The 25,275-nt window shown below is 43.1% G+C and carries 18 protein-coding genes and 2 pseudogenes; 13 read left to right on the forward strand and 7 right to left on the reverse strand.

Features of this window, described 5'->3' with window-relative positions:
• Nucleotides 1–232 precede the first annotated feature (232 nt).
• The gene (locus V7K84_RS12410) at nucleotides 233–841 is read right to left on the reverse strand and encodes a hypothetical protein (protein WP_334838401.1); all 609 of its coding nucleotides are present in this window, start codon (nucleotides 839–841) and stop codon (nucleotides 233–235) included.
• Between the two features lie 192 nt (nucleotides 842–1,033).
• Complete coding sequence (gene thiD, locus V7K84_RS12415; RefSeq protein WP_334838403.1) at nucleotides 1,034–1,867, reverse strand: bifunctional hydroxymethylpyrimidine kinase/phosphomethylpyrimidine kinase; 834 nt, start codon at nucleotides 1,865–1,867, stop codon at nucleotides 1,034–1,036.
• Between the two features lie 643 nt (nucleotides 1,868–2,510).
• On the opposite strand from thiD, the gene V7K84_RS12420 reads away from it, so the two are divergent.
• Both V7K84_RS12420 and V7K84_RS12425 read left to right on the forward strand, forming a co-directional pair.
• Nucleotides 2,511–2,645, forward strand: a complete 135-nt coding sequence (locus V7K84_RS12420; protein ID WP_334838404.1) for a hypothetical protein — start codon at nucleotides 2,511–2,513, stop codon at nucleotides 2,643–2,645.
• A gap of 306 nt (nucleotides 2,646–2,951) precedes the next feature.
• Nucleotides 2,952–5,837 (forward strand): choice-of-anchor D domain-containing protein, encoded by a 2,886-nt coding sequence (locus V7K84_RS12425; RefSeq protein WP_334838405.1) that lies wholly within the window; start codon nucleotides 2,952–2,954, stop codon nucleotides 5,835–5,837.
• A gap of 330 nt (nucleotides 5,838–6,167) precedes the next feature.
• On the opposite strand, the gene V7K84_RS12430 is transcribed toward V7K84_RS12425, so the two are convergent.
• Nucleotides 6,168–6,602 (reverse strand): hypothetical protein, encoded by a 435-nt coding sequence (locus V7K84_RS12430; protein WP_334838406.1) that lies wholly within the window; start codon nucleotides 6,600–6,602, stop codon nucleotides 6,168–6,170.
• Between the two features lie 119 nt (nucleotides 6,603–6,721).
• Here V7K84_RS12430 and V7K84_RS12435 point away from each other — a divergent pair, with 119 nt between their 5' ends.
• Both V7K84_RS12435 and V7K84_RS12440 read left to right on the forward strand, forming a co-directional pair.
• Entirely contained in the window at nucleotides 6,722–8,572 is a 1,851-nt protein-coding gene (locus V7K84_RS12435) for a S8 family peptidase (RefSeq protein ID WP_334838408.1), read from the forward strand.
• Nucleotides 8,573–8,681: 109 nt separating this feature from the next.
• A complete protein-coding gene (locus tag V7K84_RS12440; RefSeq protein ID WP_334838410.1) occupies nucleotides 8,682–8,915 on the forward strand; it encodes a hypothetical protein in 234 nt (77 codons plus the stop codon).
• Here the strand turns inward: V7K84_RS12440 and V7K84_RS12445 are convergent.
• Together V7K84_RS12445 and recA are read right to left on the reverse strand one after the other, a co-directional pair.
• Nucleotides 8,902–9,225: a thioredoxin family protein gene (locus V7K84_RS12445; RefSeq protein ID WP_094347267.1), complete on the reverse strand. Its 324-nt coding sequence runs from the start codon at nucleotides 9,223–9,225 to the stop codon at nucleotides 8,902–8,904. The genes V7K84_RS12440 and V7K84_RS12445 overlap by 14 nt on opposite strands.
• Before the next feature lie 487 nt (nucleotides 9,226–9,712).
• Nucleotides 9,713–10,792, reverse strand: coding sequence for a recombinase RecA (gene recA, locus V7K84_RS12450; RefSeq protein WP_289796248.1), 1,080 nt, complete (start codon nucleotides 10,790–10,792; stop codon nucleotides 9,713–9,715).
• Between the two features lie 494 nt (nucleotides 10,793–11,286).
• On the opposite strand from recA, the gene V7K84_RS12455 reads away from it, so the two are divergent.
• Genes V7K84_RS12455 through V7K84_RS12465 form a run of 3 tightly spaced genes read left to right on the forward strand, consistent with a single transcriptional unit; the run spans nucleotide 11,287 to nucleotide 12,734 of the window.
• The gene (locus V7K84_RS12455; RefSeq protein ID WP_334838412.1) at nucleotides 11,287–11,820 is read left to right on the forward strand and encodes a hypothetical protein; all 534 of its coding nucleotides are present in this window, start codon (nucleotides 11,287–11,289) and stop codon (nucleotides 11,818–11,820) included.
• Nucleotides 11,821–11,832: 12 nt separating this feature from the next.
• Nucleotides 11,833–12,273, forward strand: coding sequence for a hypothetical protein (locus tag V7K84_RS12460; protein ID WP_334838413.1), 441 nt, complete (start codon nucleotides 11,833–11,835; stop codon nucleotides 12,271–12,273).
• An 8-nt stretch (nucleotides 12,274–12,281) separates the two neighbouring features.
• Nucleotides 12,282–12,734 (forward strand): HNH endonuclease, encoded by a 453-nt coding sequence (locus V7K84_RS12465; RefSeq protein ID WP_334838414.1) that lies wholly within the window; start codon nucleotides 12,282–12,284, stop codon nucleotides 12,732–12,734.
• Between the two features lie 175 nt (nucleotides 12,735–12,909).
• On the opposite strand, the pseudogene V7K84_RS12470 reads toward V7K84_RS12465, so the two are convergent.
• Nucleotides 12,910–13,776: pseudogene (locus tag V7K84_RS12470) on the reverse strand (ARPP-2 domain-containing protein); the annotation flags it as partial.
• A 233-nt stretch (nucleotides 13,777–14,009) separates the two neighbouring features.
• On the opposite strand from V7K84_RS12470, the gene xseA reads away from it, so the two are divergent.
• The 5 genes from xseA to V7K84_RS12495 all read left to right on the forward strand — a co-directional run bounded on the left by xseA (nucleotide 14,010) and on the right by V7K84_RS12495 (nucleotide 23,397).
• Nucleotides 14,010–15,242, forward strand: coding sequence for an exodeoxyribonuclease VII large subunit (gene xseA / locus V7K84_RS12475; RefSeq protein WP_334838415.1), 1,233 nt, complete (start codon nucleotides 14,010–14,012; stop codon nucleotides 15,240–15,242).
• A gap of 189 nt (nucleotides 15,243–15,431) precedes the next feature.
• Nucleotides 15,432–15,659 carry an exodeoxyribonuclease VII small subunit gene (xseB, locus tag V7K84_RS12480; RefSeq protein WP_334838417.1) on the forward strand — a complete coding sequence of 76 codons (228 nt, stop codon included), beginning with the start codon at nucleotides 15,432–15,434 and terminating at the stop codon, nucleotides 15,657–15,659.
• Nucleotides 15,660–16,000: 341 nt separating this feature from the next.
• Nucleotides 16,001–18,295, forward strand: coding sequence for an ATP-binding protein (locus V7K84_RS12485; protein ID WP_334838419.1), 2,295 nt, complete (start codon nucleotides 16,001–16,003; stop codon nucleotides 18,293–18,295).
• Nucleotides 18,292–18,771 (forward strand): response regulator, encoded by a 480-nt coding sequence (locus tag V7K84_RS12490; protein ID WP_334838421.1) that lies wholly within the window; start codon nucleotides 18,292–18,294, stop codon nucleotides 18,769–18,771. The genes V7K84_RS12485 and V7K84_RS12490 overlap by 4 nt, the downstream gene beginning before the upstream one ends.
• A gap of 108 nt (nucleotides 18,772–18,879) precedes the next feature.
• Nucleotides 18,880–23,397 carry a PAS domain-containing protein gene (locus V7K84_RS12495; protein ID WP_334838422.1) on the forward strand — a complete coding sequence of 1,506 codons (4,518 nt, stop codon included), beginning with the start codon at nucleotides 18,880–18,882 and terminating at the stop codon, nucleotides 23,395–23,397.
• A 245-nt stretch (nucleotides 23,398–23,642) separates the two neighbouring features.
• Here V7K84_RS12495 and V7K84_RS12500 read toward each other — a convergent pair whose 3' ends face one another.
• Complete coding sequence (locus tag V7K84_RS12500; RefSeq protein ID WP_334838424.1) at nucleotides 23,643–24,653, reverse strand: chemotaxis protein CheB; 1,011 nt, start codon at nucleotides 24,651–24,653, stop codon at nucleotides 23,643–23,645.
• A 424-nt stretch (nucleotides 24,654–25,077) separates the two neighbouring features.
• On the opposite strand from V7K84_RS12500, the pseudogene V7K84_RS34260 reads away from it, so the two are divergent.
• Nucleotides 25,078–25,188: pseudogene (locus tag V7K84_RS34260) on the forward strand (helix-turn-helix domain-containing protein); the annotation flags it as partial.
• Nucleotides 25,189–25,275: the final 87 nt, after the last annotated feature.

Here is a 25,275-nt window from a genome sequence, read left to right on the forward strand (position 1 = left end):
TTACTTGAGGGTTGATGACATCAAAAGCGGCAAGGATTTATAAATTGGATAATCTTTGAGGTTCTAACATAAAGAAGTTGCTGCCAATTTAGCATTTTATGTAGCTTTTATAACCTAAAAATAGATCGTTTCCACCATTTAGCAGATTTGTTTGGATATTTAGAGAGTGATTGCAGCCAAATTATACGGTCGCCCGAAAGCCTGCTACTGCTGCTGACTGTGGGAATGTCAACTAACGTTTCTGGTGTTCAAACAAGGGACGCACAACGAAATATCCAGCACTAAAGGCAGTCAGCATGATTAACAAGATCGTAATAATTAACCACCAGCCATTGAGTCCCTTGATATCTGGCTCAGTAGTAGAATAGTAACTGACTTGTTGCTCTTCTATAAAAACTGGTTCTGGTATCGGAAAATTCATTTCCATTACAGGTGCAGAAAAGTCTTGGCGGCGGCTTTTTTCGGCTGGTTGTTTGGACGCAACAGATGGACGCGAACGAGAAACCCGCTGAGGTGAACGCGCTTGTGTTACTGGCTGTTTAGCAGTACTTTTAACGTCACCAGAAGCTTGGTTAGCTTGGGGATAATTAGCTGTAGCATGGGAATCCACAAAATTTTGCAAACGAGAAAAAGACTCAACGACTTTGGTAATTTCTTGGCGTAATAGTTGATTTTCTTGTACTAGTTGCTGATTTTGGGTGGTGAGTGCATTTAGCCTCGCCTGTGCTGCTTGCAACTCTGTTGACAATTCCCTGTATACAGATAGTGGTACAGAGGGAGGGTAGGCTTGAGTACTCGGTGTTGGCGAATTTTTGTGAACAGAACCTATGGTTGTTCGCATCGGGGGCTTGGTATTAAAAATCAAAGTAATTAGATCGTACAGAGATGCTAACAGAGATAGTCACCCCTGAAACTATGCCCAAGAATAATAGAAAAATACCGAAAGGGCAAAGATTTTTTATTTGGGCATTAGAGATGAGGTACTGAGAAAACTTTTCTCTAGCCCCCATCCCTAATGCCCAGTCTCCAATCCCTAATCCCTAGTCTCTAGTCCCCACAATGGGAAGAAATGTCCCACAGGGCCTTGCCCTTCGCCAATCTCTAGGGCGTAAGTGAGTGCGGTAGTCACATATTCCTTTGCCTGTTGCACTGCGTGCCACAAATCTTTTCCTTTAGCTAGATTAGCAGCGATCGCAGCCGATAGCGTACAACCAGTACCGTGGGTATTTTTTGTCTCTACTAGCTGGCAAGTCAAAACTTCCAATTTGTCCCCATCAAACCATATATCAACGCCACGCAAATCTCCCTGCATACCTCCACCTTTGACTAAAACAACCTTTGTCTTTAAAGTCTTGTGAATAATTTCAGCAGCGGCTTGCATATCCTCTAAAGAATTAATTTGTAACCCGCTCAAAATCTGGGCTTCATAGCGATTGGGCGTGATCATAACCGCTTTGGGAATCAAGGCATGGCACAGAGTCTTTACAGCATCATCATCAATCAATTGTGCTCCCGTACGTGACACCATTACTGGATCGACTACTAGATTACTAATTTGTAAAGCTTCCACTTGCTGGGCAACAGCAAAGATAATTTCCTGATTGAGCAACATTCCAGTTTTGGCAGCTTGTACGCCAATATCCTCAACTACTGCCTGAATTTGCGCCACAACAGCCTCTGTTGGCATAGCATCAACTCTCTTCACTCCTAGAGTGTTTTGTGCCGTGACGCAGGTTATAGCACTAGTACCGTGGACACAGTGAAAAGCAAAGGTACGTAAATCAGCTTGAATTCCGGCACCACCACCACTATCTGAACCAGCAATGGTTAAAGCAACAGGTATTCTGGAGTTTATTTCAGTGTTCATATTATGAAGATTAAGTAAATTAGCGTTATCAAACCAAACTATCTCAAAGATTGACGAACTAGACTAAAATCCTCTTTCTTCCTGCCCCATCGCAACCAGAATCTGACTTGAGAGTTCTGAATCCTAAGTAAAAAATACTAGTACAGCATCGTGTAAAGGAACATACCATTTCAAATGGCGCAAGAGCTTGGAATATAATTTTTTTGACTTTTGACTTGCAGTACTAGTCCTTTCTTTCAAAATAAAATATTTAGAGAAACTTCATCAAATCCTTGCGCAAAGCGCTTTTTATTCTCATATCACCCTGGAAATTAATAGAATTCCAGCAGACATATCCATAGTTTTTTGAGTTTTGTTGTAAAAAAACTTACCATATTACGGGCTTTTACTGATATCAAGTGCTATTTGTAAAGGTTAGTTTTAACTAAGTTCACAACGCTCAGTTACACCGCTTAAAACAGGTTCAACTAAGTTGTTACATTAGTCCCCTTAACTTAAAGGGTCAACCTAACTAAAGTTTCAACCAATTTCACTTTGATCGCTTTAACTTTAAGTCCCCAGTTATCAGTTAAGGGTGAATTTTACCATGCAGATTTGGCAACCCCCTGACCTAAAACAATGCATAAAGTTCAGAGGAATTACTATGCCAAATACGATCGTTTTATCGAATATAGCAGATGCTAAAGCTGGTTTTAAAAGAGCAGCGATGTCTACGACGGGCTACGCCTATACGGCTGTTAAAGATACGATTCAATTCAACTCCATGCAGTCTTACTAAGAGCATATCTGACGACAAGTCTAGAGTAGAAGCATCTATGTGTTAATCGTCCAATTACTCTCAACAAAACTCTGACGATTGACGGTATCGATATTCCTAGTTTAACCATCAACGGTTGACAGGAGAAAAATTTTTCAGGTTTACAACAGCGTTTCTATAATCGCCGCGATTTGAAGTCGCGCTCGGATAACTGTGACTGTCCTTAACAGTGCAGATAGATGACTCATTCAAATAACTACTTAGCAACTAAATAAAGTTGCTGAAATTGTACTACCAATTTCCCTTACACATATTCGGAGTAAACAAATGGCTGGCACAACATACTACGTTTCTGCAACAGGAAGTGATAAAAATGATGGCTTAAATAAAGATTCTGCATTTCTCAACTTGGGTAGAGCCGTGTATGAGATGAAAGCAGGCGACACGCTCTACGTCATGAATGGAAATTATCAAATGAAAGGGGTTACGCTTTTTAACTTGAATGGCTCACCAGATAACTGGACAACAATAAAAGCTTATCCAGGGGCTACACCTAAGATAACAACAACGGGAAGTGGCATTAATATATTGAGTTCATCCTACGTGCGGATTGAAGGACTTGATATAAAAGGCAATCGAGAAAACATCACTCTCGAATATGCCTTACAAGAGAAGGATAACCTTAATAACCCCTTGACCAATAGTAATGGTATTGCTGCTACTGCATGGAAAAACGCTGATGGTGTAGGTGGTACTAATCCCCATCATATTGTCATCACTGGTAACACAATCCGTAACTTTCCAGGTGCAGGCATAGCATTCAGTAATTCAGACTATATAACTGTTGAGAAAAACATTGTGTCTGGAAATGCTTGGTATTCCCCTCACGGCAATCAGGGAATAACCTCTCTCCGAAGTTTTAATTTTGATAACAATACCACTGACTACAGAATGATTTTTCGAGACAACATTGTCTACGATAACCAAAGTTTAGTTCCTTGGAAAGGAGGAGGCACTGGCAAAATCACTGAGGGACATGGGATTATGTTTGATACTACCAATGTCAGCAAAGATAATGTGGCCTATACAGGTAAGGCATTAATTGCAAATAACATCACTTACAACAATGGAGGTGCAGGCATTAATGTTTTTGAAGCTACCAATGTTGATGTTATCAACAACACGGCTTATAAGAATGGCCGGGTTCTGAAAGATTCTGGAGAGATTGGTGTTACTTACTCGGAAAATGTACGTGTCTACAACAATATTTTGTATGCAAGCGACAATCAATATGCTAACAGAATCAAGTATGCCACAAATGTCACCTTCGATCGCAATCTTGTTTATAACTCGAACCTATTCCAAGCTTCAGATAATTTAAATGCTACAGGATTACAGAATCTTTTGGGTCAAGATCCTCAATTTGTTGATGCAGACAAAAAGAACTTTGCACTTAAACCTGAAAGTGTTGCGATTGATGGTGGTTCTAATGCCTTCAATAGCATCACTAAGAAGACTCCTCAGGATGGTGATGGGAATGGCAGTACAGTCATTGATATTGGTGCATACGAAGCTCCCCGTAGCTCTAGCAAAACCCCAGAAATTCAAGTTCTGAATGGCACAGTTAATATTATTGATGGCAACACCGTTATTAACTTTGGCGAGACCCTTGTTGGTGAAGCCTTGAGCAAAACCTTTACGATCAAGAACACCGGTATAGCTGTACTCAACCTAAGTAATCTTCAACTTCCCGACGGATTTAGTTTGGTCGGAACTCTTCCAACGAGCCTAGCTGTCAATGCTTCCACCAATATAGTGGTGGCACTCAACCCCACTACACCCGGCATCTATAGTGGCAGCCTCAGTTTCAACAACAACGATATTAATGAAAGCTCCTTTGACTTTGCCATTAGTGGCACAGTTAGTACCCCGGAAATTCAAGTTCTCAATGGTAGTGTTGACATTACAGATGGCAACACTACTGCCATTAACTTTGGTGAAACGACTGTTGGTGACAGCTTGACCAAAACCTTTACCATCAAGAACACCGGTACAGGCGCACTCAAGCTGAGTAGTCTTAAACTTCCAGACGGATTTAGTTTGGTCGGAACTCTTCCAACGAGCGTGGCTGTTAATGCTTCTACTACCATAGTGGTGGCACTCAATCCCACTACATCCGGCAGCTATAGTGGCAGCTTCAGTTTAAACAACAACGATATTAATGAAAGCCCCTTTGACTTTGCCATTAGTGGCACAGTCAGACCCGCTCCTGTCCCGGAAATTCAAGTTCTCAATGGCACTAACTCCAATGACACCTTTATTATCCAACGAGGCGATGGCAATTACAGCATCACTAACTTTGGTGGTGTAGGTACTAGTTCAAACCCTTCGGCTGCGGTGGTTGCCAAGATAGACACCTTGCAATTTATTGGGACTGAATTGACTGCGAGAAATCTGCAATTAACTCAAAATGGCAACAATTCAGAAATCAGCTTTGGAAATGTGGCTAATACCAAAGTCACTCTGCAAAACTTTAAGTTAGAAAACCTAGATAACTTAGCCGCATCGACAACAAGACCTGCCATCGGCAATATTATATTTGACGGAGAAGCCAGTGTTACCAAAAGCTTTGATGTGATTGCTGCCAACTCCACTCAAACGTATATTTCTACAGCAAACACTGTCACTTTCCTCAATGACTTGAACAATAACATCAGCGGTTTTTACAGTTCCAATGATGTGATTAATGGTCAAGGGGGTAATGATACTATCAATGGCAGCGGTGGTGACGACCTGCTGCGGGGTGGTAATGGTAACGATCTTCTCATTGGTGGACAAGGCAATGATACTCTTGTGGGTGGTACAGGTGCTGACTCTTTCCTCTACGACACTAATTCCATCTTTAATAGCGCTGTTGTGGGTATTGATACTATCGCTGACTTCAATCGCTCTCAAGGTGACAAGATTATTCTCGATAAGACTACCTTTACTGCTATTACTTCTGTTGTGGGAACGGGTTTTAGTAATGCCAGTGATTTTCAAATCAGCAGTTTAGGGGCACTTAGCAATGCTGTAATTGTTTACGACCGGATGACTGGGCAGTTACTTTACAATCAAAATGGTAGTGCTGCTGGTTTCGGCACTGGTGGTGAATTTGCACAACTTACTGGTGCGCCCAATCTTACTGCCTCTGACTTCATCATTCAAGCATAGCTGGGTCGGGTCAACTGAGTAGAAGTGTAATCTAAACATGAATCGAGTTTTAAGGCGGCTTTCAATTAGATAGAGCATACCCATAAGGGCGCAATAAACATAGAAGTGAAAAAGAATGTAGAGATGTAGCACGGCTACGTCTCTATAAGGGTTTTGGATAATCTATACTTAATTTATGGAGATGTTTAATAAATGGTAGTTAAGTAAAAGCCATTCCAAAAAACATCTTTCCAATAAAAACGTCGTTGCCCATGAATAATATCACCACTAGCGATCTAACTTTTTGACCAGAAATAGCCGTCTTATTTGGAACTTATAGTTTTAATATAACTACTGCTGTGGTTGCGATCGCAAGTCTTGTAATAGCCCCTGCAAAAACTTCCCCCATTCTGCTGCCAAAGGGATTTCTGTAAACGGAACCCGCACTGAGTTAGTAGATTCAGAAAATAGAAATTCTAATTCTATAGAACGACCTTTCTCCGGTGGATTGTTTACATCTACTGGTTTTTCATCTACTAAAACCTGGATTTGTTTGATATCAAGCAAAGATAATGTTTCTAGTTTAATAGGACCTTGAGGCGTCGGTTTTCCCCAAGTGATATTGTTTTCTTTTTGACCTAATACAGCATAAATATCATACTTAGCCCGTTCAAATTGCTCTGCCCAAGTGCGATAGGCTTCGACTTTTTGATACTCCTTCGAGCCTTGCCAAGCCAACCAGAAAAACATTACTAACAGCGGCAACCACAAAAGACCACGTTCCATCGTTAAAAAAAATCCTCAGTCTTGGGTGAAACTTGTAACTAAAAGTGCAAAATCTACCAACAAGGGGTGCAGATAAGTTATGGTATGAGCAAACTGGCAAAAAGCGGTGATGAGTTAATATGAGAAAACTTATATTATGGTGCTTGTTTGTCATTGGGCTGGGAACTGCCATATTTGGTTTCCTGAATTTTCAGGGATTGGCAGCTAAAGGAGAGTTTGAGACGATTTTGCTTGATTTTCGGGAAGATATTCCATCATCTGTGGTGGAACAAGATTTGCAAGCGATCGCCAAACAGTACAACGTTACACCCCAATTAGACAACAAGTTTTCCAAAAAAGATAATGTGTATATTATCAAGGGCGATCGCCAACGGCTGCAAGAACTGAAAAAATCTCAGTTTGCCCAAGCTACAGAATTCATTGAACCAAACTATATCTACAACAACATTCCCCAACCAGGTAAAACCGCTTGGCTAGGTGAATTTTTAACACCCCAAGAAGATGAAGAAGCAAGTCCTTCATTAACTGGCCCTAATGACCAATATTACAGCAAGCAGTGGAACTTGCACAAAATCGGTGTTGAAGGCGCATGGAGTCAAACCAAAGGCAGTGGTATCACAGTCGCAGTCATTGACACTGGAATTACCAAAGTTCGCGACTTGTATGAGACAAAATTCGTCAAGGGCTATGATTTTGTTAACGACCGAGAAGAAGCCACAGACGATAACGGTCACGGTACTCATGTTGCCGGAACTATTGCTCAAGCCACAAATAACAAATATGGTGTCGCTGGAATTGCCTACGAAGCTAGTCTGATGCCGCTGAAGGTACTCAGTTCTTATGGCGGTGGTACCGTTGCCGATATTGCCGAAGCGATTAAATTTGCTGCTGATAAAGGCGCAGATGTGATTAATATGAGCTTGGGTGGTACTGGTGAAAGCCAGTTGATGAAACAAGCGATCGAGTATGCTCATAGAAAAGGTGTAGTTATCATCGCCGCAGCCGGAAATGAAAACACCAACGGAGCAAGCTATCCAGCCCGCTATCCCTACGTAATCGGCGTTTCGGCAATTGGCCCAGATGGCGAAAGAGCGCCCTATTCTAACTTTGGTGCCGGGGTAGATATATCTGCTCCTGGTGGTAGTGAAGCTGGTAAGATTCTCCAAGAAACTATCGATGAAAAGGGTGAAGGGGTATTTCTGGGCTTCCAGGGTACAAGTATGGCTGCTCCCCACGTTGCTGGTGTTGCGGCATTAATCAAAGCTGCTGGTATCAAAGAACCAGATGAAATTTTAAAAGTCCTCAAGCAGTCGGCGCGAGTTATTCAGGATGATGGTTTGAACTATTATGGCGCTGGACAACTCAATGCAGAAGCAGCAGTTAAACTAGCCTTTAGCGGACAAATCAGTTTTCCCGATTTCTTCCGGTGGTTACGGGATAGCGGCTATCTTAACCCCGGCTTTTGGATTGATGGTGGTGCGGTAGCACTGTTACCCAAGTTTTTAATGGTAGTTGGTTCCTATCTGCTGGCTTGGTTTTTACGCGTTTACTTCCCCTTCACTTGGAGTTGGTCTTTATCCAGTGGACTAATTGCCGGCAGTTCTGGGTTATTCTTCCTCAAGGGAATCTATATTTTTGATCTTCCTCAATGGCCTTTCCGGGTTTTGGGCAGTTCAATTCCCGAACTAGGTAATACCCTCCAGGGAACTGATGCGTTGAATCCCGTATTTGCCAGCGTATTGATTCCCATTGTGTTAATGGCATTGCTGCTGGGACATCCTAGTTGGAAATGGTTTGCCATTGGTTCAACATTAGGTGTAGCAGCCTGCTTGACAGTAAGTGCATTTTTAGATCCATCTGTTTGGGGTTTGGGAAGTGGTAACATAGCACGCCTCTTCCTCATCGCCAACGCCCTAATCTGTTATGGACTTGTTCGTTTAGCATTGAAAAACGAAGAGAAAATTGCGTAAATTGAGAATGGAGAATGGGGAATGGGGAATGGGGCATTGGGCATTGGTTATTAATTGTTCTCCCCTGCTCCCCTGCTCCCCCACTCAGCACTCACCACTCAGCACTGTTATGAGCATTACACTTACAGGTACAATCGAACGCCGTGATATTGGTACAGGCGCATGGGCCTTAGTCACAGAAGAGGGTGTTACTTACGAAATCCTCAGAGGGGCTGATAAAGACTTACTCAAAGCCGGACAAAAAGCAAAAGTTAAAGGACAGGTGCGTGAAGATATCATGACAACTGCCATGATTGGCCCCGTCCTAGAAGTCAAATCTTTTGAGGCAATTAGTTCTGATTAGCTGTGGAATCCAGAACCTCTTGAAGACGGCTTCTAAACTCCCCTTTGGGATGACCTCCTTTTACTTCACCAACAATCTGAAATTCCCCCTCTGGAGAATTGCAAAGGATGTAAGTAGGCCATCCCATTTCTGATTTATCGGGATATTGAGTCAATAAAATCTTGCGATACTTGCGGTAAGCAGTCGTATCTTGCATCTTTACATCGATAAACTCTAAACCCAGTTCTTCAGCCACCTTTTTGTCATAAAAAGACATTTTGTGGCAGATGCCGCACTCTTCTGAAGAGAACTTAATTACAGCTAAACTCATGGGTTGGCTACTCTTTGATTCTAGGCAAAGTTTTTTAGCATAATGCTATGAAATATTACCATATAGCTGGCCGTTAGTGTCAACTTCAGGCTAAAACCCTAATTCAACATTTTTCCTCCTTCTCTGATTCTAGTGGCATAGCAAGCAAAAAAATTGTGCATTAGACGTAGGTTGGGTGGAGCGGAGCGCAACCCAACAGATATCAGTGGTTTTGGCAAAGCCTCCAACGCTACTTGCTACAACGCGGGGAGCCCGCGCAACGCAGTGGCTCCCCAGCCTACAATTTTTTTGCAACATTTTAGCCTTGCCACGCCACTACGCCAAAATATCAAGTAGGATGTGTTTATTACTCCAAAGCTATTCACTGTCTGGATTTAGGCTTGCATTCAATATACCAAAATCGAGATTTTTAGAAAAAATAAGGTGCGTTATCTATCTTGGTAACGCACCATCTATTAGCAATTGCAGATTAATAAATCCACATTTTTTATTCTTCTGGCTCTAAATCGACTTCTTCCTCTTCATCTTCTTCACTGGCTTTAGCTACAGAGTTAGCAGAAACAACAGCACCTTTATCTAGCTTTTCACGCACCAGTTTCTTAATTTCTTCAGCAAATTCAGGCTTTTCTTCTAGATACTTAATGGCGTTGTCTCGTCCTTGGGAGATATTATCGCCGTTGTAACTATACCAAGCTCCTTTGCGGATAATAATGCCAGTTTCTTCTGCTAGGTCAACAACACAACCCAAGGTAGAAATACCTTTACCAAAAATAATGTCAAATTCCGCTATTCTAAAAGGCGGCGCTACTTTATTTTTGGCGACTTTGACCTTAACGCGATTACCATATTCGTCTGTACCTTTTTTCAAGGTTTGAATCCGACGAATATCCAAGCGCACCGACGCGTAAAATTTCAATGCGTTACCACCAGTAGTAGTTTCTGGGCTACCGTAAGTAACACCGATTTTTTGCCGCAACTGATTGATGAAAATTACTGTACAACCAGATTTACCAATATTCCCAGTAATTTTACGTAGGGCTTGGCTCATTAACCGCGCTTGCAGTCCAACATGGGTGTCACCCATATCGCCTTCAATTTCAGCGCGGGGAACCAGTGCTGCTACTGAGTCAATGACTACAATATCAACCGCAGCAGAGCGAACCAGCTGATCGACAATTTCCAAAGCTGATTCGCCAGTGTCAGGTTGAGAAATCAGCAAATTATCAATATCTACACCCAATGCCGCAGCATAAGTAGGGTCTAGGGCGTGTTCAGCATCAACAAAGGCAGCAATACCGCCATTTCTTTGCACTTCGGCGAGGGCGTGTAGCGCTACTGTAGTCTTACCGGAACTTTCCGGCCCATAAATTTCTATTACCCGACCTTTGGGTAAACCACCACCCAATGCTAAATCTAGGGTAAGCGCTCCACTAGAAATTGTTTCCACCCGCATCCGGGTAGCATCGCCCAGGCGCATGATTGCCCCTTTACCAAAGCTGCGCTCAATCTGGTTGAGCACCATAGTCAGTGCTTTTTGCTTGCCAGAAGTATCGGTGTTGATAGCCATTCCTGTCTCTAATGCCTCTTAATATATGGTTTTAAGGAGTGTTGGTTTCGGAGTTTGAGTAGAACAGATATACTATTTTAACCAGAAAATTCTGGAATAGGACTTCTCAAATCAAAAAAGGTGTGTGACAAGATCGTAACTCGATCGCTACCAGATTAGGGTAGTTTTGCACAATGATACCAACTTGCATTCAGAGATAGCTTTTTTTGGCTGGGTAAGCAAGGGTTTTCAAAGAAAAAATTACCTAAACAACTCACCTTACGCAGTGCACATAGTTTATAATGCTTGATTTTGGAGGGATAAAAGCTTAGTACAACCCAGCACGATCAATCATTAAACCGTTGAATTTTGCTTACTCACAACATAAACCTTAGTAGTCCCCGGCATCGATAAGTTTAGTAAAGTTAGCGTTCTTGTTGAAAAGAAGCTGTTGGCATGAAAATTATATACTGATAAAATTGTAATATAAATCACATTTATTATTCTAAGCAAACGTGAATAAGTCACAGGCTATTAAGCTACTTGAAAGTGAGGCATGGACAAAAGCAGATGCTATGCGTGCTTTGGAAATAATTGACTTTAGTACCAATCCTGATGAGATTACCATTCGTAGAGCTATTTCGCGTTTTGCTGGTTCTGAATTAATTAAGCGTCAGCGTCTTCAAGCGGCCCAGAAAGGTCTGGTAACTAAGAAAACTAAAGAAATTGAGTTGAAGGAGCAGGAGTATGCTGCCAAAATTGACCAAGTTAAAAAGTATCCGAAACAGGAAAGAGAAAAATACGATGCTGAAATTAAAAGCTTGGCTCAGAGAAATAATATTTTAGAAGTTGAACTAAGGACAATATATTCTCAAAACAAAAATTTAACAGAAGTGAATGAACAACTCAAAAAAGACAATAAATCTCTAAAAAATTTAGTCGATCAAATTAAACTTAAACTAGCTATGAATACTAAAGAAATCCTCAAATATGAAGATAGTGAAATTCGGAAAGCAGTTATTACTTTTTTCAAATGGACTTTAGGATAAAGCACTGAATATATGACCGATCAAAAAGGTAAAAAAAGGAATTTTAGAGGAATGAGTTATCGGGCTGTTCAACTCGCTAACTCAAAAAATCGGAGTAAGCTTCATAAAAAAAACCAAACTTGGCTAAAAGAAAATTTTTACAAGAATATTGGCTGGGATAATGTTGTTACTCTTTATCAAAAAATAGAGGAATTTATAGATAATTATCAACTTGAAGAATTGACACTTGAAGAATTATTTATTGAGGCTGATAGGATTGGTAATAGATATCTCACTAATCAAGAAATAAATGAGTATAACCAAAGATTATCTAAAGAAGTTAATGAAGTTGCAGAAGAAATAGATAAGCAGTTTCCTGAAACAGAGATGGAATTTATTGATTTTAGTCAAAATACCAATATTAAATATAAAAAGAAGCATAACCAAAAGACATATAAAACAGTAAAGCTTTAGCAGAAAACATGGTTAATATTGAAGATAAAGACCTTAAAGAATTATTTGATCTTGCGGACACAATCGGCAACAAGCGATATCACAGGCTAACTCATGAAGATTTTGAAACTTATAGAAAATTCGATTATTGGCGGTATATTAATGGTGATTTTGAGTGTGGAACAACTCAAGAAAGTAAAGATTGGGTGAGAGAAAATTCTAACTGGTATTGTCCAATTTGTGGATCTCACTACTCTGACAAAGGTGGTAAGACGATAGATCACAAGCTACCTCGGTCACAGTATCCTTGGTTATCAATGGAATTCAGGAATTTATGGGTTATTTGCCAGGTTTGTAACAAAGAAAAGAGTGAAATGCATTGGTATAAATATGAACACTATATATTTGTTCGCTATCCGAATATTTATCCTGCTGTGAAAATGGCACGCCCTAGCCAGTTACTCCAGTCTCTAAAGGATTAAACCAAAATGATTGGTACAGAGGCTTTTACATCTGCATTAGAGCATTAAAGAGTTACCAATGTTGCAGAGCCTAAAAAGTGCAAGTTATACGCACGACAGCTTCCTCCTTCGGAAATTGGCGAATGTATTGAAATTAAATTTTTATAAATTAGTGCTGAATCTTAGCAAGACAATATCACCTTTTACCCTTGACTTTTTTCAATGCTGCTTGTCTTACTTCCGCATTGAGCAAATAACCAAAACCCACCTTTTCTAAACGCAGCACAAATTCCTCTCGTGTATTGCCCAATTTACTAGCTGTAGCATCCAAATTCCAATTATGCTCTGCTAAGTGACTCAGCAAATAAACTCGGCGAGTCTGCATTCCTGATAAGCGGTAAGTCTTCAAATACTCCAATTCACCATTTTCTCGAATAATCGCTTCCCCAATATGATTTTCTTCGTTGGGGTTGAGGTCAGTAATAAATCGTTGTAACATGAACGAACCAGCAGTATAGACTTTTTGGGAAATTAACTTACGTCCTAACAGTCCCTCAGCCATGAAACCCTGAAACGATGCCCAATCTGAACGCATATTTTGTACTGCTGCCCTCAAAGCTGTTAAATCATTAATTTTTGACTCATCTAAAGATACACTCATGGGAAAAGTTGTATCGTGCAGTAAAGCGTATTGGTACAATAACTCACCATAGAAATCTTCTAATAAGCTATTGTGCAAAAGTCGATAGTCCTCTGGTGTCGGTACTACAAAAGGTGATGCTAATGCTTCGGCAACAAATACTAATACTCCAACCTGTCGAGAGTGAATTTCAAATACCCGCAAAGCATCTTCAAGTCCAGCAATGTAACGTCCACTAAAAGAGCTTTCCATTCGGCTACCCAACCCATGAGAAAGGGCATACTTAGAATATTCACTCCAGGCAATATCAGGGCCAGAAAAGAACATTGATAAAAAGCCTTCCATTGCCAAGTGCAGTGGCAAAAATCTCAGTTGATTACTAGATTCCCGCTTCACCATCCGGTGCATTAACCGGACACTGGCGAGGGTGTGGGGGATAGGGTGTGGGTCATTGAGCGGTCAAATGCTTGGATGGAAAGATGCAAAATCCTCGTCAAGAACTTTGAGAGAACTTTAGCTAATGCGACTGCCAAGGTTAATCTTTGTCTTATTCGGTTAATGCTTAAGAGGCTTGCTGCACCTTCTTAGATGTCAAATGGGTTCTATAATGATATTTGCTAAGATTTGCTTAGGCTTTTGCTTTCGTTATATCTTTGATGACTTTCGACCTTCCCGACTCTCTGATTCTCGATACAGCGCTTTCGGTATCTGGATTAACTGACTATATCCGCTTGCTGTTAGAGCAAGATGAACAATTGCGGCAAGTTTGGGTAACTGGCGAAGTTTCCAGCGCTAACCACCATCGCAGTGGGTTGTTTTTCACGCTGCAAGATCCCGATCGCACCGCCGGAATTAAGTGTGTAGTATGGAATAGCCAATTGCCAAAACTCGCCCAAATGCCTGTTCCTGGCGAACAGATAATCATTTTGGGCAGCATTCGCGTCTATCCGCAACGGGGAGAGTATCAGTTATCAGTTTGGCAAACTCTACCTGCTGGTGTTGGTTTACAGGCGTTACGCTATCAACAACTCAAAAATCGCTTGCTGGCTGAGGGGTTATTTGACGCGCAAAGAAAGCGATCGCTCCCCACTCATCCCCAAACGATCGCTGTCGTCACTTCACCAACGGCTGCTGCTTGGGGTGATATTCAAAAAACCCTGAAGCAAAGGTATCCAGGTTTACACGTTTTATTTTCTCCTGCGACCGTACAAGGCGAGCAAGCACCAGAATCTATCGTCAAAGCAATTGAGCGCGTGGAAAGAGATGGTCGTGCCGAAGTGCTAATTTTATCGCGGGGTGGTGGTGCGGTGGAAGAGTTGGCCTGCTTTAATGATGAACGAGTGGTGCGATCGCTGGCTAGTTGTTCCATTCCTATAATTACTGGTATCGGCCATCAACGAGATGAATCTTTAGCAGATTTAGTTGCAGATGTATGTGTGCATACACCCACTGCGGCAGCGGAAATGGTTGTGCCAGCACTTTTAGAGTTGTATATTGAGCATCGGCAGCGAGTTGTCGCTTTACATGAGGCGGTGCATGACTTTAGAGAAAATGCTGAGAATAAACTGCAAGTATTACGTAATCGTTTGCGACGTTTGCGGTTAGATCGGCAAGTGCAGCAGGAGGTGGAAAAGCTAGCTTGGAAGCGTCAGCATTTGGTGCAAATTACGACGGGGCGATCGCAGCAAGCAACGCAGCATTTAGAATTATTGCGGCAAAAGTTGGCTAGTCTTGACCCAAAAGCAGTGTTACAGCGTGGTTATGCTGTGGTGAGAAGGGAAGATGGAGCAATCGCTCGTTCGGCGGGGGAGTTGGCTGTGGGAGAAGAGTTAGTGATTCAGTTGGGGCAGGGTGGGGTTAAAGTGAAGGTTATGGAAGTAAATAAATGAGTAATGAGTAATGAGTAATGAGTAATACCCATTACTTATTACTTATTACTCATTACTTCAAAATTAAAGACAGTTGGAGTCGGGGATTTAAACCCCAACTTAACTGATACTACGTGTAATGGTTGGGGTCTTGAACCCTTGAATTTACGATAAACGAACCGCCAAGACGCCAAGGACGCCAAGAGTTGAATGGTTAAACGTAAGAGTGCTTCTAGTTCTGAGGAGGCTTGGAATTATGAAGCGAAGGTGGCTGAGATAGAGGGAATTATTACTCGCATTGAGGCGGGTGAGTTGGAATTGGAAGCTGTGTTTGACCAATTTGCAACTGCTGTAGAGTATTTGCGTCAGTGCGAAGGTTTTTTGCAGCAGCGACAACAGCAGGTAGATTTGTTGATTGAAACATTAAGCCAAGAGTAGAAGCTGGAGACTCTAGTTTGAGTCTAGGCTAGTAGTGTGAATATAGGAGTTCGCTTTTTAAGTGAGGTACAAAATACAGGACTCAAAATCTAATATATAAAGCCATACAGTTCAGAATGAGCAACAAAACACTTGTAGAGACGGCGATTTATCGCGTCTAAATCCCTGTGACAAAACTTAATTACGAATTACGAATTACGAACTTGTACTGAGTTTCGACTGCGCGGTAATCGAGCGAAGTCGAGATTCAACTACCGCGTAGCCGTTGCCGCAGCCTCTCCAAGAGTTGTATTACGAATTATTTAAGCCAAAGTTCTAATGAAGAGTTGGATAAACAGAGAATGACTGATGAGATCATAGATTTGACAAATTGCGATCGCGAACCGATCCACATTCCCAGTTCGATCCAGCCTCACGGGGTTTTACTGGTTTTGCAAGATCCCACCCTGGAAATCCTTCAGGTGAGCAGTAACACCCAGGAAGTCGTTGGCCGTCATCCTGATGAATTGCTGGGCAAGCCGCTATCAGATTTACTCAATGTCAAGCAAATTAAACTAATTCAACAATGTCTGGCAGAGGATTTTGAGAGCGTTAATCCCCTAAATATATCCATCAAACATCAAAATAAATCAATTCATTTTGATGGCATTGTCCATCGTTTAGATACTATTATTATTCTGGAATTGGAGCCGAAAAAATCTAAGGTAAAAACAGGCTTTTTTGACTTCTATCAACAGGTAAGAGGAACCATTACCCGGATTCAGAAAGCACCCACACTACTGGAAATGTGCCAGATTGTGGTGACAGAAGTCCAGCGAATCACTGGTTTCGATCGCGTCATGGTCTATCGATTCGATCGCGAAGGGGCAGGCAGTGTCATCGCTGAAGATACTAATCAGGAAATGCCCTATTTGGATTTACACTATCCGCCCTCTGATATTCCTAAGCAAGCGCGACAATTATACACCCTCAACTGGCTGCGGCTGATTCCAGATGCCAGCTATCAGCCTGCCACCTTAATTCCAGTTAACAATCCTTTAACAAATCAACCGTTGGATCTCAGTCTCTCGGTGTTGCGGAGTGTTTCTCCATTACATCTAGAGTACCTGCAAAATATGGGTGTGACCGCCTCCATGTCTATTTCTCTGATGCACGAGCAAAAGCTTTGGGGATTGATTGCCTGTCACCATTCGTCACCCAAATATATTTCTTACAATATCCGCACCATCTGCGAGTTCATTGGACAGGTGATGTCTGTGGAACTGAGAAATAAAGAAGCGAGTGAAGATATTGATTACAAAAGTCAATTAAAGTCATTACAAACTCAATTTGTGGAAGGCTTATCTCAGGCTGAGTATTTCCTGGATGGCATGGTGCAACTGAAATCTCAATTACTCAATCTAGTCAGCGCCACGGGAGCGGTGATATGTAGTGGCGACCAGTATATTCAAGTGGGTAAAACGCCATCTGAGTCAGAGGTTCGCGCCTTACTTGATTGGATTAAACCTCAACTGCATCATAACTTGTTTGAGACGCGATCGCTCATGAAAAATTACCCTGCTGCTGAGTCATTTAAAGCGATCGCTAGTGGCGTGTTAGCCCTGGAAATTTCCCAATTTCACCACAATTACATTCTCTGGTTTCGCCCAGAGGTAATTCAAACAGTGAATTGGGGCGGCAACCCCAACAAGCCTGTAGAAGTTTTCTCAGATGGCAGTTTAAGAATGTCTCCTCGCAAATCCTTTGAATTATGGCAAGAAACGGTGCAAGGATCTGCTCTGCCCTGGAAACCTTGCGAAGTTGAAGCGGTTGCGGAACTACGAAGTCTAGTTGTGGGCGTTGTGTTGCGACAGGCAGACAAACTAGCATCGATGAATTTTGAATTACAACGGAGTAACGAAGAACTTGATTCTTTTGCCTACGTTGCCTCACATGACCTGAAAGAACCGCTACGGGGCATTCACAACTACGCTAACTTCTTAATGGAAGACTATGCAGACATATTAGATAGCGATGGAATAGCAAAACTGCAAACCTTGGTGCGGCTGACGCAGCGAATGGAAGACTTGATCAATTCCCTCCTCCATTTTTCGCGGTTGGGACGCGCCGAACTGATCCGGCAACCAGTGAATCTAAACGAGTTAGTACCCCAGGTAATCGCCACCTTGACCATTTCCCGACCGCAAAGCGAAGTCGAGTTTCGCATTCCTCAACCCCTTAAGACAATTCAATGCGATCGCGCTCAGATTAATGAACTCTTCAGCAACCTAATCAGCAACGCCATCAAGTACAATGATAAACCCCAGAAGTGGGTCGAAATTGGTTTCATCGAATCGGGGCAAACCAACCAAATCTCAAAAGAATTTCTTTCCCAGTCCCCATTACCCCTTATCCCCACTCCCCAGTGCTTCTACGTTCGTGATAACGGCATTGGCATCTCCCCAGACCATCTCGACAAAATCTTTGAAATCTTCCGCCGCTTACATGGACGAGACGAATTTGGCGGTGGGACTGGGGTAGGATTAACCATTGCCCGCAAAATTGTGGAGCGTCACGGTGGTAGAATCTGGGTGGAATCAACCCCCACAAAAGGTAGTACATTTTACTTCACCCTGTCAGCGGAGGCAAATACATGACTCAGATTTCAGTCTCCCCGATGCAGCAAACGCCACTACTTTTAATTGTCGAAGATAGCAACGAAGACTTTGAGGCACTGCAACGATTTCTAGGGCGATCTACTATTGCGATCGCTATTCAGAGGTGTGTGAATGGGGAACAAGCCTTGGCGTTTCTTTATCGAACTGGCAGCTATGTAGAGCGCCAGACTGCGCCCCGTCCCGGCTTGATTGTGCTTGACTTGAACCTGCCCGGAACCGATGGACGAGAAGTGTTACGCCGGATTAAACAGGATGACAGCTTGAAGATGATTCCGGTGGTGGTGTTTACTACCTCTAACAATCCTAAAGATATTGAAGTATGCTATCAATATGGTGTCAACAGCTATATTGTTAAACCAATCAATTTTGCTCAACTGAAAAGAGATATTCAAATGCTCGTGGAATATTGGTTTGAAGTAACGACATTGCCTGATTATCCGCAGGATTCGTTATGATAAAATCTTTACATAGATGAGGATTTTAGCGCTATTTTTAAAACACTAATTTCTCTATAATAACCTGCGGAATGTGGGCTTTAACTCTATCCGCTCAATTAATTTTACATGTCTCAGCAACAGCGCACCCTCCTAATTGTCGATGATTCCCCAGAAGATCGAGAACTCTATCGGCGATATTTGCTGCGCGATCGCGAATCTTCTTACACGATCCTAGAAGCAACGCTGGGACAACAAGGGCTAGAACTTTGGCAGCAACATCAACCTGATGCTGTGTTGCTTGATTATCGACTGCCCGACATGGACGGACTGAAATTTCTGGCACAATTGCAACCCTCGACCCAACAGCCTTGCCTACCTGTGATTGTCGTCACTGGGCAGGGCAATGAGGCGATCGCAGTTAAGGCGATCAAAGCGGGCGCACAAGATTATATTATCAAAGAGCAAATCACCCCAGAAGGACTGCAAATAGCAGTTAATGGGGCAATTGAAACCGTGCGGTTACGCACCCAACTACAACAGCGTATTGAACGAGAGCGTGTAGTCGCACATATTACCCAGAAAATTCACCAATCGCTGAATCTGGATGAAATTCTTCAAACAACTGTAGCCGAAGTGCGAGAATTTCTACACACCGATCGCGTCTTAGTTTTTCAGTTAAAACCTGACGGAAATGGCACAGTAATAGCAGAATCAGTTGGGACACAGTGGCGATCGCTGCTTTCGTCTACTATGTACGATCCCTGCCTTGCTGAGAGCTACATTGTCTCGAATCGACCGCAACCTGTCAGGCAAGATCCCGCCGCGATCGAGAATTATATCGAACGTTATTATCAGGGGCAAGTAAAGGCAGTATCAGATATTCACGATGGCAGTCTTGACCCCTGCCACGGTGAATTGTTGGCACAGTTTCAAGTCAGAGCTAATCTGATTGTACCAATTCTACAAGACAACCAGTTTTGGGGATTGCTCATTGCTCATCATTGTACCTCCCCTCGATTTTGGCAGCCCTTAGAAATTGACTTGCTTAAAGAGTTGGCAACTCAGATGAGTATCGCCTTACGACAGGCAGAACTGTATCAGCAGGCACAGCATGAACTAAAGGAACGCCAACAGGTAGAAGCAGAACTACGCCAGAGCGAACAACGGCTGCGATTGGCACTATCAGCTTCGCGGATGGGAACGTGGAACTGGAACATCCAAACCGGAAAAATTTCCTGGTCGGATAACCTGGAAGCCTCATTTGGACTGGAGCCAGGAGAGTTTGACGGTTCATTTGAGATGTTTGCCGCGCGAGTCCACCCTGACGATCGCGATCGCGTTCTGGCAGCCGTCGAGCGTGCCATCGCCACCGGAGAAGACTATGACATTGAATTTCGAGTCGTATATCCTAATGGCACGATTCGGTGGGCACTGAGTCAGGGTAAGGTATTCTACGACCAACACGGGCAACCAATTCAGATGGCGGGTATCGATCTAGATATCACCGAACGCAAACGATCGGCCGAAACTCTGCGCGAGAGTGAGGAACGTTTTCGGCAGCTTGCAGAAAATATTGATGCGGTGTTCTGGATCAAAGAAGTGTTGGAAAATCGAGTTAGCTATGTTAGTCCTGCATATAAACGCCTGTGGGGATTGAACCCGGAGGAATTGTATCAAGGACAACAAGTATGGGTCGATCGCATCCACCCAGAAGATCGAGCAGCGATAGACAGAGCGTTTCATGAAAAAGCTGTCGCCGGGAAATTTGATGAAGAATACCGGATTATTTTAGCCGATGGTAGTATTCGCTGGGTTCACGATCGCTGCTTTCCCCTTCGAGATGAAACCGGAGAGATTTATCGGTTTGCAGGTATTACCGAAGACATCAGCGAACGCAAACAGGCAGAGCAAGCCTTGCGAGACAGTGAAGAACGCCTGCAAATGGCACTGGAAGGTTCTGGTGGCGGTCTCTGGGATTGGAATATTGTTACCAATGAAGATTATTTAAGTTCCCGATGGCTGGAAATGCTGGGATATGAGCAAGGAGATTTACCTGGGAAGTTTAGCACTTGGGAGCGACTGATTCATCCTGACGATAAAGTTTGGGTGATGGAACGGTTGAATGCTCATCTTCACGACGATTCGGTATCTTACAAATTTGAATATCGAATGTTAACCAAGTCTGGGGAGTGGAAATGGATAGCCAACCACGGAAAAGTAGTTTTGCGCGATCGACAGGGCAATGCACTGCGTATGGCAGGCATCCATCATGATATCACCCACCGCAAACAGGCAGAACTTTCTTTGCGAAAGAGCGAAGAACGCTTCCGCACCTCAGTTGAAAATATGCTGGACTGCTTTGGGGTATACCGTGCTGTACGGAATGGGCGGGGACAGATTGTCGATTTTGTGACTGAATATGTCAATAGTGCGGCTTGTTTCAACAATCAAATGACTTATGAGCAGCAGATTGGGCATGGGTTGTGTGAATTACTACCAGGGCATCGTGACAGTGGATTGCTTGATGAATACTGCCAGGTAGTAGAAACAGGGCAGCCGCTTATTAAAGACAGCCTAGTTTATGAGGATAATTACGGGCAACAACGCTTAGTTAGAGCCTTTGATATCCGCGTGGCTAAATTTGGAGATGGATTTGTTGCCACCTGGCGAGATATCACCACTCGCCAACAAACCGAAGAAGCCTTGCGCCAGAGTGAAGAATTTAAAAACCGCATTTTAGACAGCAGTTCTGATTGCATCAAGGTATTAAGCCTTGATGGGCGGCTGCTGTACATGAATACAGGTGGACTGTGTTTGATGGAAATGGATGATTTAAATTCCTATCTCAATAATGAATGGCTCTGTTTCTGGGAAGGCAGTTATCGGCAACAGGCAGAGGACGCACTTGCTGCCACTAAAACAGGCAAAGTCAGCATTTTTAGCGGATACTGCCCAACTGTAAAAGGTACTCCGAAATGGTGGGAAGTGGTCGTTAGCCCGATTTTGGATGCTTCCGGGCAGCTGGAACGAATCTTGTTGATTTCACGAGATATTACCGATCGCAAAAAGATAGAACTCCTCTTGCAGGAGAGCGAAGCCCGGTTGAAATTGGCGTACAAAGCTACGCAATCGGGATTATGGGACTGGGACATTACCCGCAACAGAACTCATGTATCTGAAGAGTACATCAATTTGTTTGGGCTTGACCCAACCACAAAGGAAATCACCTATGAACTGTGGTTAAGTCTCCTGCATCCAGACGATTGCACCTCAGCCAATGAAACGGTGAGTTGCACCATCCAGCAACAGCAAGAGCACTATGAAGATGAATTCCGCACCATACATCCTGATGGCATTCGCTGGTTAGCCGCTAGAGGTCAGGTTTTCTATGATGCTGCGGGCAATGCGGTACGGATGGTAGGTAATGTACAGGATATCACCGATCGCAAACAAGCTGAAATTGAACGCGATCGCCTATTGCAACTAGAACAAGCAGCCAGAGCCGAAGCCGAACGCGCCAATCGCATCAAAGATGAATTTTTGGCGGTTCTCTCCCACGAATTGCGATCGCCTCTTAACCCAATTCTCGGCTGGACAAAACTGCTACAAACCCGGAAATTTAGTGAAGCCAAAACAGCCGAAGCCTTAGCCACCATTGAACGCAACGCCAAATTGCAAACTCAACTGATTGATGACTTACTTGATGTCGCCAAGATTCTACGCGGCAAACTCAGCATCGAGGCTACTCCTGTGAATCTGGCATCTGTCATTGAATCTGCGATCGATACAGTAAATACAGCAGCCCTTTCCAAATCAATTGTGTTGCATTCCATACTGCCAAATATTGGGCGAGTCTGTGGAGATTCCAACCGCCTTCAACAAATCGTTTGGAACTTACTTTCTAACGCGATCAAGTTTACCCCCAAGGGAGGACGCGTAGAAACCCGACTAGAGCGAGTTGAGGATCGGGCACAGATTATTGTTAGTGACACTGGCAAGGGTATTAACTCAGATTTTCTCCCGTATATTTTTGAATCATTCCGTCAGGAAGATGTCTCAATCACCCGCAAGTATGGGGGGTTGGGATTGGGGTTAGCGATCGTCCGGCAGTTAGTTGAGGCGCACGGCGGCACGATCGCGGCTGATAGTCCGGGTGAAGGCTTGGGAGCCACCTTCACAGTCCAGTTACCACTGCTAAATATTGAATCGGAAATCAAGCAGCCAGATGAATTGCCACAACCAGCACTCGAACTCACGGGGATTCGAGTCCTCACAGTTGATGACGATCCCGATGCTCGTGAACTACTAACAGTATTGCTTACTGAATACGGAGCTACAGTCTTAACTGTTACCTCCGCGGCAGAAGTTTTAGCAAACCTGGAGTCTTTTCAACCCGATGTTTTAGTCAGTGATATTGGGATGCCCGAAGTCGATGGTTATTCCCTAATCCAACAGATCCGCACCTTAACCCCCGAAAAAGGGGGAGAGATTCCCGCGATCGCTTTGACTGCTTATGCCAGAGTTGATGATTACGAGCGAGCTATAATCAGTGGTTATCAGCGGCACGTTAGCAAGCCTCTAGATCCAGAAGAGTTAGTTCAATCTGTGGTGGCACTCGCACACAGCAAACTAATACCAATTTGAAAAATGATTGCGACAGATGAAGCTATCCCACTAATCATTTTTGTGTTATAAAGCTTAATTTTGTTAAAGAATGAAAACGAACAATCAAGGTTTTCAAGCATATTTTACAAAGACAAGTAGGGATTTTTAAAATAGTGGGATAGGTTCATGGATTCACACCAAGCCAGACGTACCAAGGCAATTCCCAATCCAAAATCTAAAATGGTATAAACCATCCCATTCCTGAAAATAATTAGGTTTAACCTTCAATCAACACCTGTGTTTGGATTGACCTTCAAAAGCACTTCTCGAATAATGGCGGAGGAATCCTTGGCAGAGTGTGCCTCCTCTTTGAATCTTTGTGCCGCCAAGATTTGATTGCGAGCCTCCATCCTTGAAGCCATACGATGTGATAAAGAAGCTTTCTCTTCTAATGCCCTCAAAGCGATCCATAGTGCATCTTCCACCTTATCAGACTGCGTGGCCAGCAAAGTTTCTGCTGAAAAAGCATGACCCGTGCGGCACCGGAAGCGCAATAAATTTCCTTCTTCGATTTCCCAGAGGATACCGCCGCAGTCAGGACAGCCAAAGGTTGATGGTTTACCAGGTCGTTCGCTTTCGTTTTCTACTGCTTCCAAATTCAATTGCGCTATTTCAGTTTCAAACTCCATCTCGTTAGGTATAGGGTTTTCTGGTTGTACTTCCATTGGCGTATTAACTAGAGCTATTAAAGTAGAAGGAATATCTGAAAGTGGCAGAATATGGTCAATATCCTCTACGTTCTCGATCGCATTACGTGGCATAGCAGCATACAAAGCATCGTCGGGATTTTGGACAATTGCCACGCCGCGCCGCATTTTTACAGCCATTAGTCCCGCCGTGCCGTCGTCAAGCAAACCTGTTAGTAGCACAGCAATCACTCGTTGCCCATAGGCTCGTGCTGCACTGCGAAACAATGGATCGATCGCGGGACGACAACGGTTTTCTTTTGGACCCAGCGTCAAACGCAAATATCTTTGTTCTACCAGTAAGTGGTAGTCAGGCGGAGCGACATAAATCTGACCATGAACAATAGCTTCGCCGTTCTGAGCGTGAGACACTGGCAAGTTGCCAGCGCGACTTAATATTTTTGGCAGAACACTTGTGCCATGACTGGATACATGAAGAACTATAATCACAGCAGCATTAAGATTGGGCGGCAAATGCTTGACTAGATAAGTCAGCGCCTCAACTCCACCTGCTGATGTTCCAATGACAATAATATTGTGTTCAAGCATTAATGTAAGGATTTCACTAGGATAGCAGCGTGGTCAACAAAAGCACGTTTACTGCCAGTCTTGAGACTAACGCAGCCAAAAAATTTGCTCACCTAGCTTCGAGAGGATTTATTCTTAATTTGAGGAATAATACTTTAGACGAATAGCACGAAATGCAATTTTGCGTCTCTAAAAGGGTTTTAAATACTTATCTGCTGAATAAACATTTGATGCTCTATTAGACCTCTTGCAAAAGTCCCAGATGCGTGGGACAAGTAGATGAGAGTTGGGTAGCATCTATGACCTACGAACAAGTAAAGAGCCTGAAACCAGAAGATTTTAAACGCTTGTGTGGTGTACGTCTGGAGACTTTCAACCAGATGCTAGAGGCTGTGCGATAAGCCTAACGGCATGGCTTCGCTTACCGCACAGTCTACCAAAACAAAAAACCGGACGGCCAGGAAAGTTTTGCTTGGAAGACCAATTGTTGATGACATTGGAATATTGGAGAGAATACCGAACTTACTTTCATATTGGGCAATCTTGGGGAGTAAGCTGTTGTGCTTTTAATTTGCACAAACAGCATTTCCCTTGTTTTTTATTTTTCTTCCCCATTTAATAATAAGCTCTCCATCATTTAAGA

The organism is Nostoc sp., from assembly GCF_036917315.1.
GTDB lineage: Bacteria > Cyanobacteriota > Cyanobacteriia > Cyanobacteriales > Nostocaceae > Nostoc.

What these genes read in the sequence shown, in the direction of transcription:
- V7K84_RS12460 (WP_334838413.1), top strand. Translation starts at nt 11,833, where the DNA reads ATGACCGATCAAAAAGGTAAAAAAAGGAATTTTAGAGGAATGAGTTAT.
- V7K84_RS12500 (WP_334838424.1), bottom strand. Translation starts at nt 24,653, where the DNA reads ATGCTTGAACACAATATTATTGTCATTGGAACATCAGCAGGTGGAGTT.
- V7K84_RS12435 (WP_334838408.1), top strand. Translation starts at nt 6,722, where the DNA reads ATGAGAAAACTTATATTATGGTGCTTGTTTGTCATTGGGCTGGGAACT.
- V7K84_RS12490 (WP_334838421.1), top strand. Translation starts at nt 18,292, where the DNA reads ATGACTCAGATTTCAGTCTCCCCGATGCAGCAAACGCCACTACTTTTA.
- V7K84_RS12430 (WP_334838406.1), bottom strand. Translation starts at nt 6,602, where the DNA reads ATGGAACGTGGTCTTTTGTGGTTGCCGCTGTTAGTAATGTTTTTCTGG.
- V7K84_RS12465 (WP_334838414.1), top strand. Translation starts at nt 12,282, where the DNA reads ATGGTTAATATTGAAGATAAAGACCTTAAAGAATTATTTGATCTTGCG.
- V7K84_RS12485 (WP_334838419.1), top strand. Translation starts at nt 16,001, where the DNA reads ATGACTGATGAGATCATAGATTTGACAAATTGCGATCGCGAACCGATC.
- V7K84_RS12445 (WP_094347267.1), bottom strand. Translation starts at nt 9,225, where the DNA reads ATGAGTTTAGCTGTAATTAAGTTCTCTTCAGAAGAGTGCGGCATCTGC.
- xseB (WP_334838417.1), top strand. Translation starts at nt 15,432, where the DNA reads ATGGTTAAACGTAAGAGTGCTTCTAGTTCTGAGGAGGCTTGGAATTAT.
- xseA (WP_334838415.1), top strand. Translation starts at nt 14,010, where the DNA reads ATGACTTTCGACCTTCCCGACTCTCTGATTCTCGATACAGCGCTTTCG.
- V7K84_RS12440 (WP_334838410.1), top strand. Translation starts at nt 8,682, where the DNA reads ATGAGCATTACACTTACAGGTACAATCGAACGCCGTGATATTGGTACA.
- V7K84_RS12495 (WP_334838422.1), top strand. Translation starts at nt 18,880, where the DNA reads ATGTCTCAGCAACAGCGCACCCTCCTAATTGTCGATGATTCCCCAGAA.
- V7K84_RS12420 (WP_334838404.1), top strand. Translation starts at nt 2,511, where the DNA reads ATGCCAAATACGATCGTTTTATCGAATATAGCAGATGCTAAAGCTGGT.
- thiD (WP_334838403.1), bottom strand. Translation starts at nt 1,867, where the DNA reads ATGAACACTGAAATAAACTCCAGAATACCTGTTGCTTTAACCATTGCT.
- recA (WP_289796248.1), bottom strand. Translation starts at nt 10,792, where the DNA reads ATGGCTATCAACACCGATACTTCTGGCAAGCAAAAAGCACTGACTATG.
- V7K84_RS12410 (WP_334838401.1), bottom strand. Translation starts at nt 841, where the DNA reads ATGCGAACAACCATAGGTTCTGTTCACAAAAATTCGCCAACACCGAGT.
- V7K84_RS12425 (WP_334838405.1), top strand. Translation starts at nt 2,952, where the DNA reads ATGGCTGGCACAACATACTACGTTTCTGCAACAGGAAGTGATAAAAAT.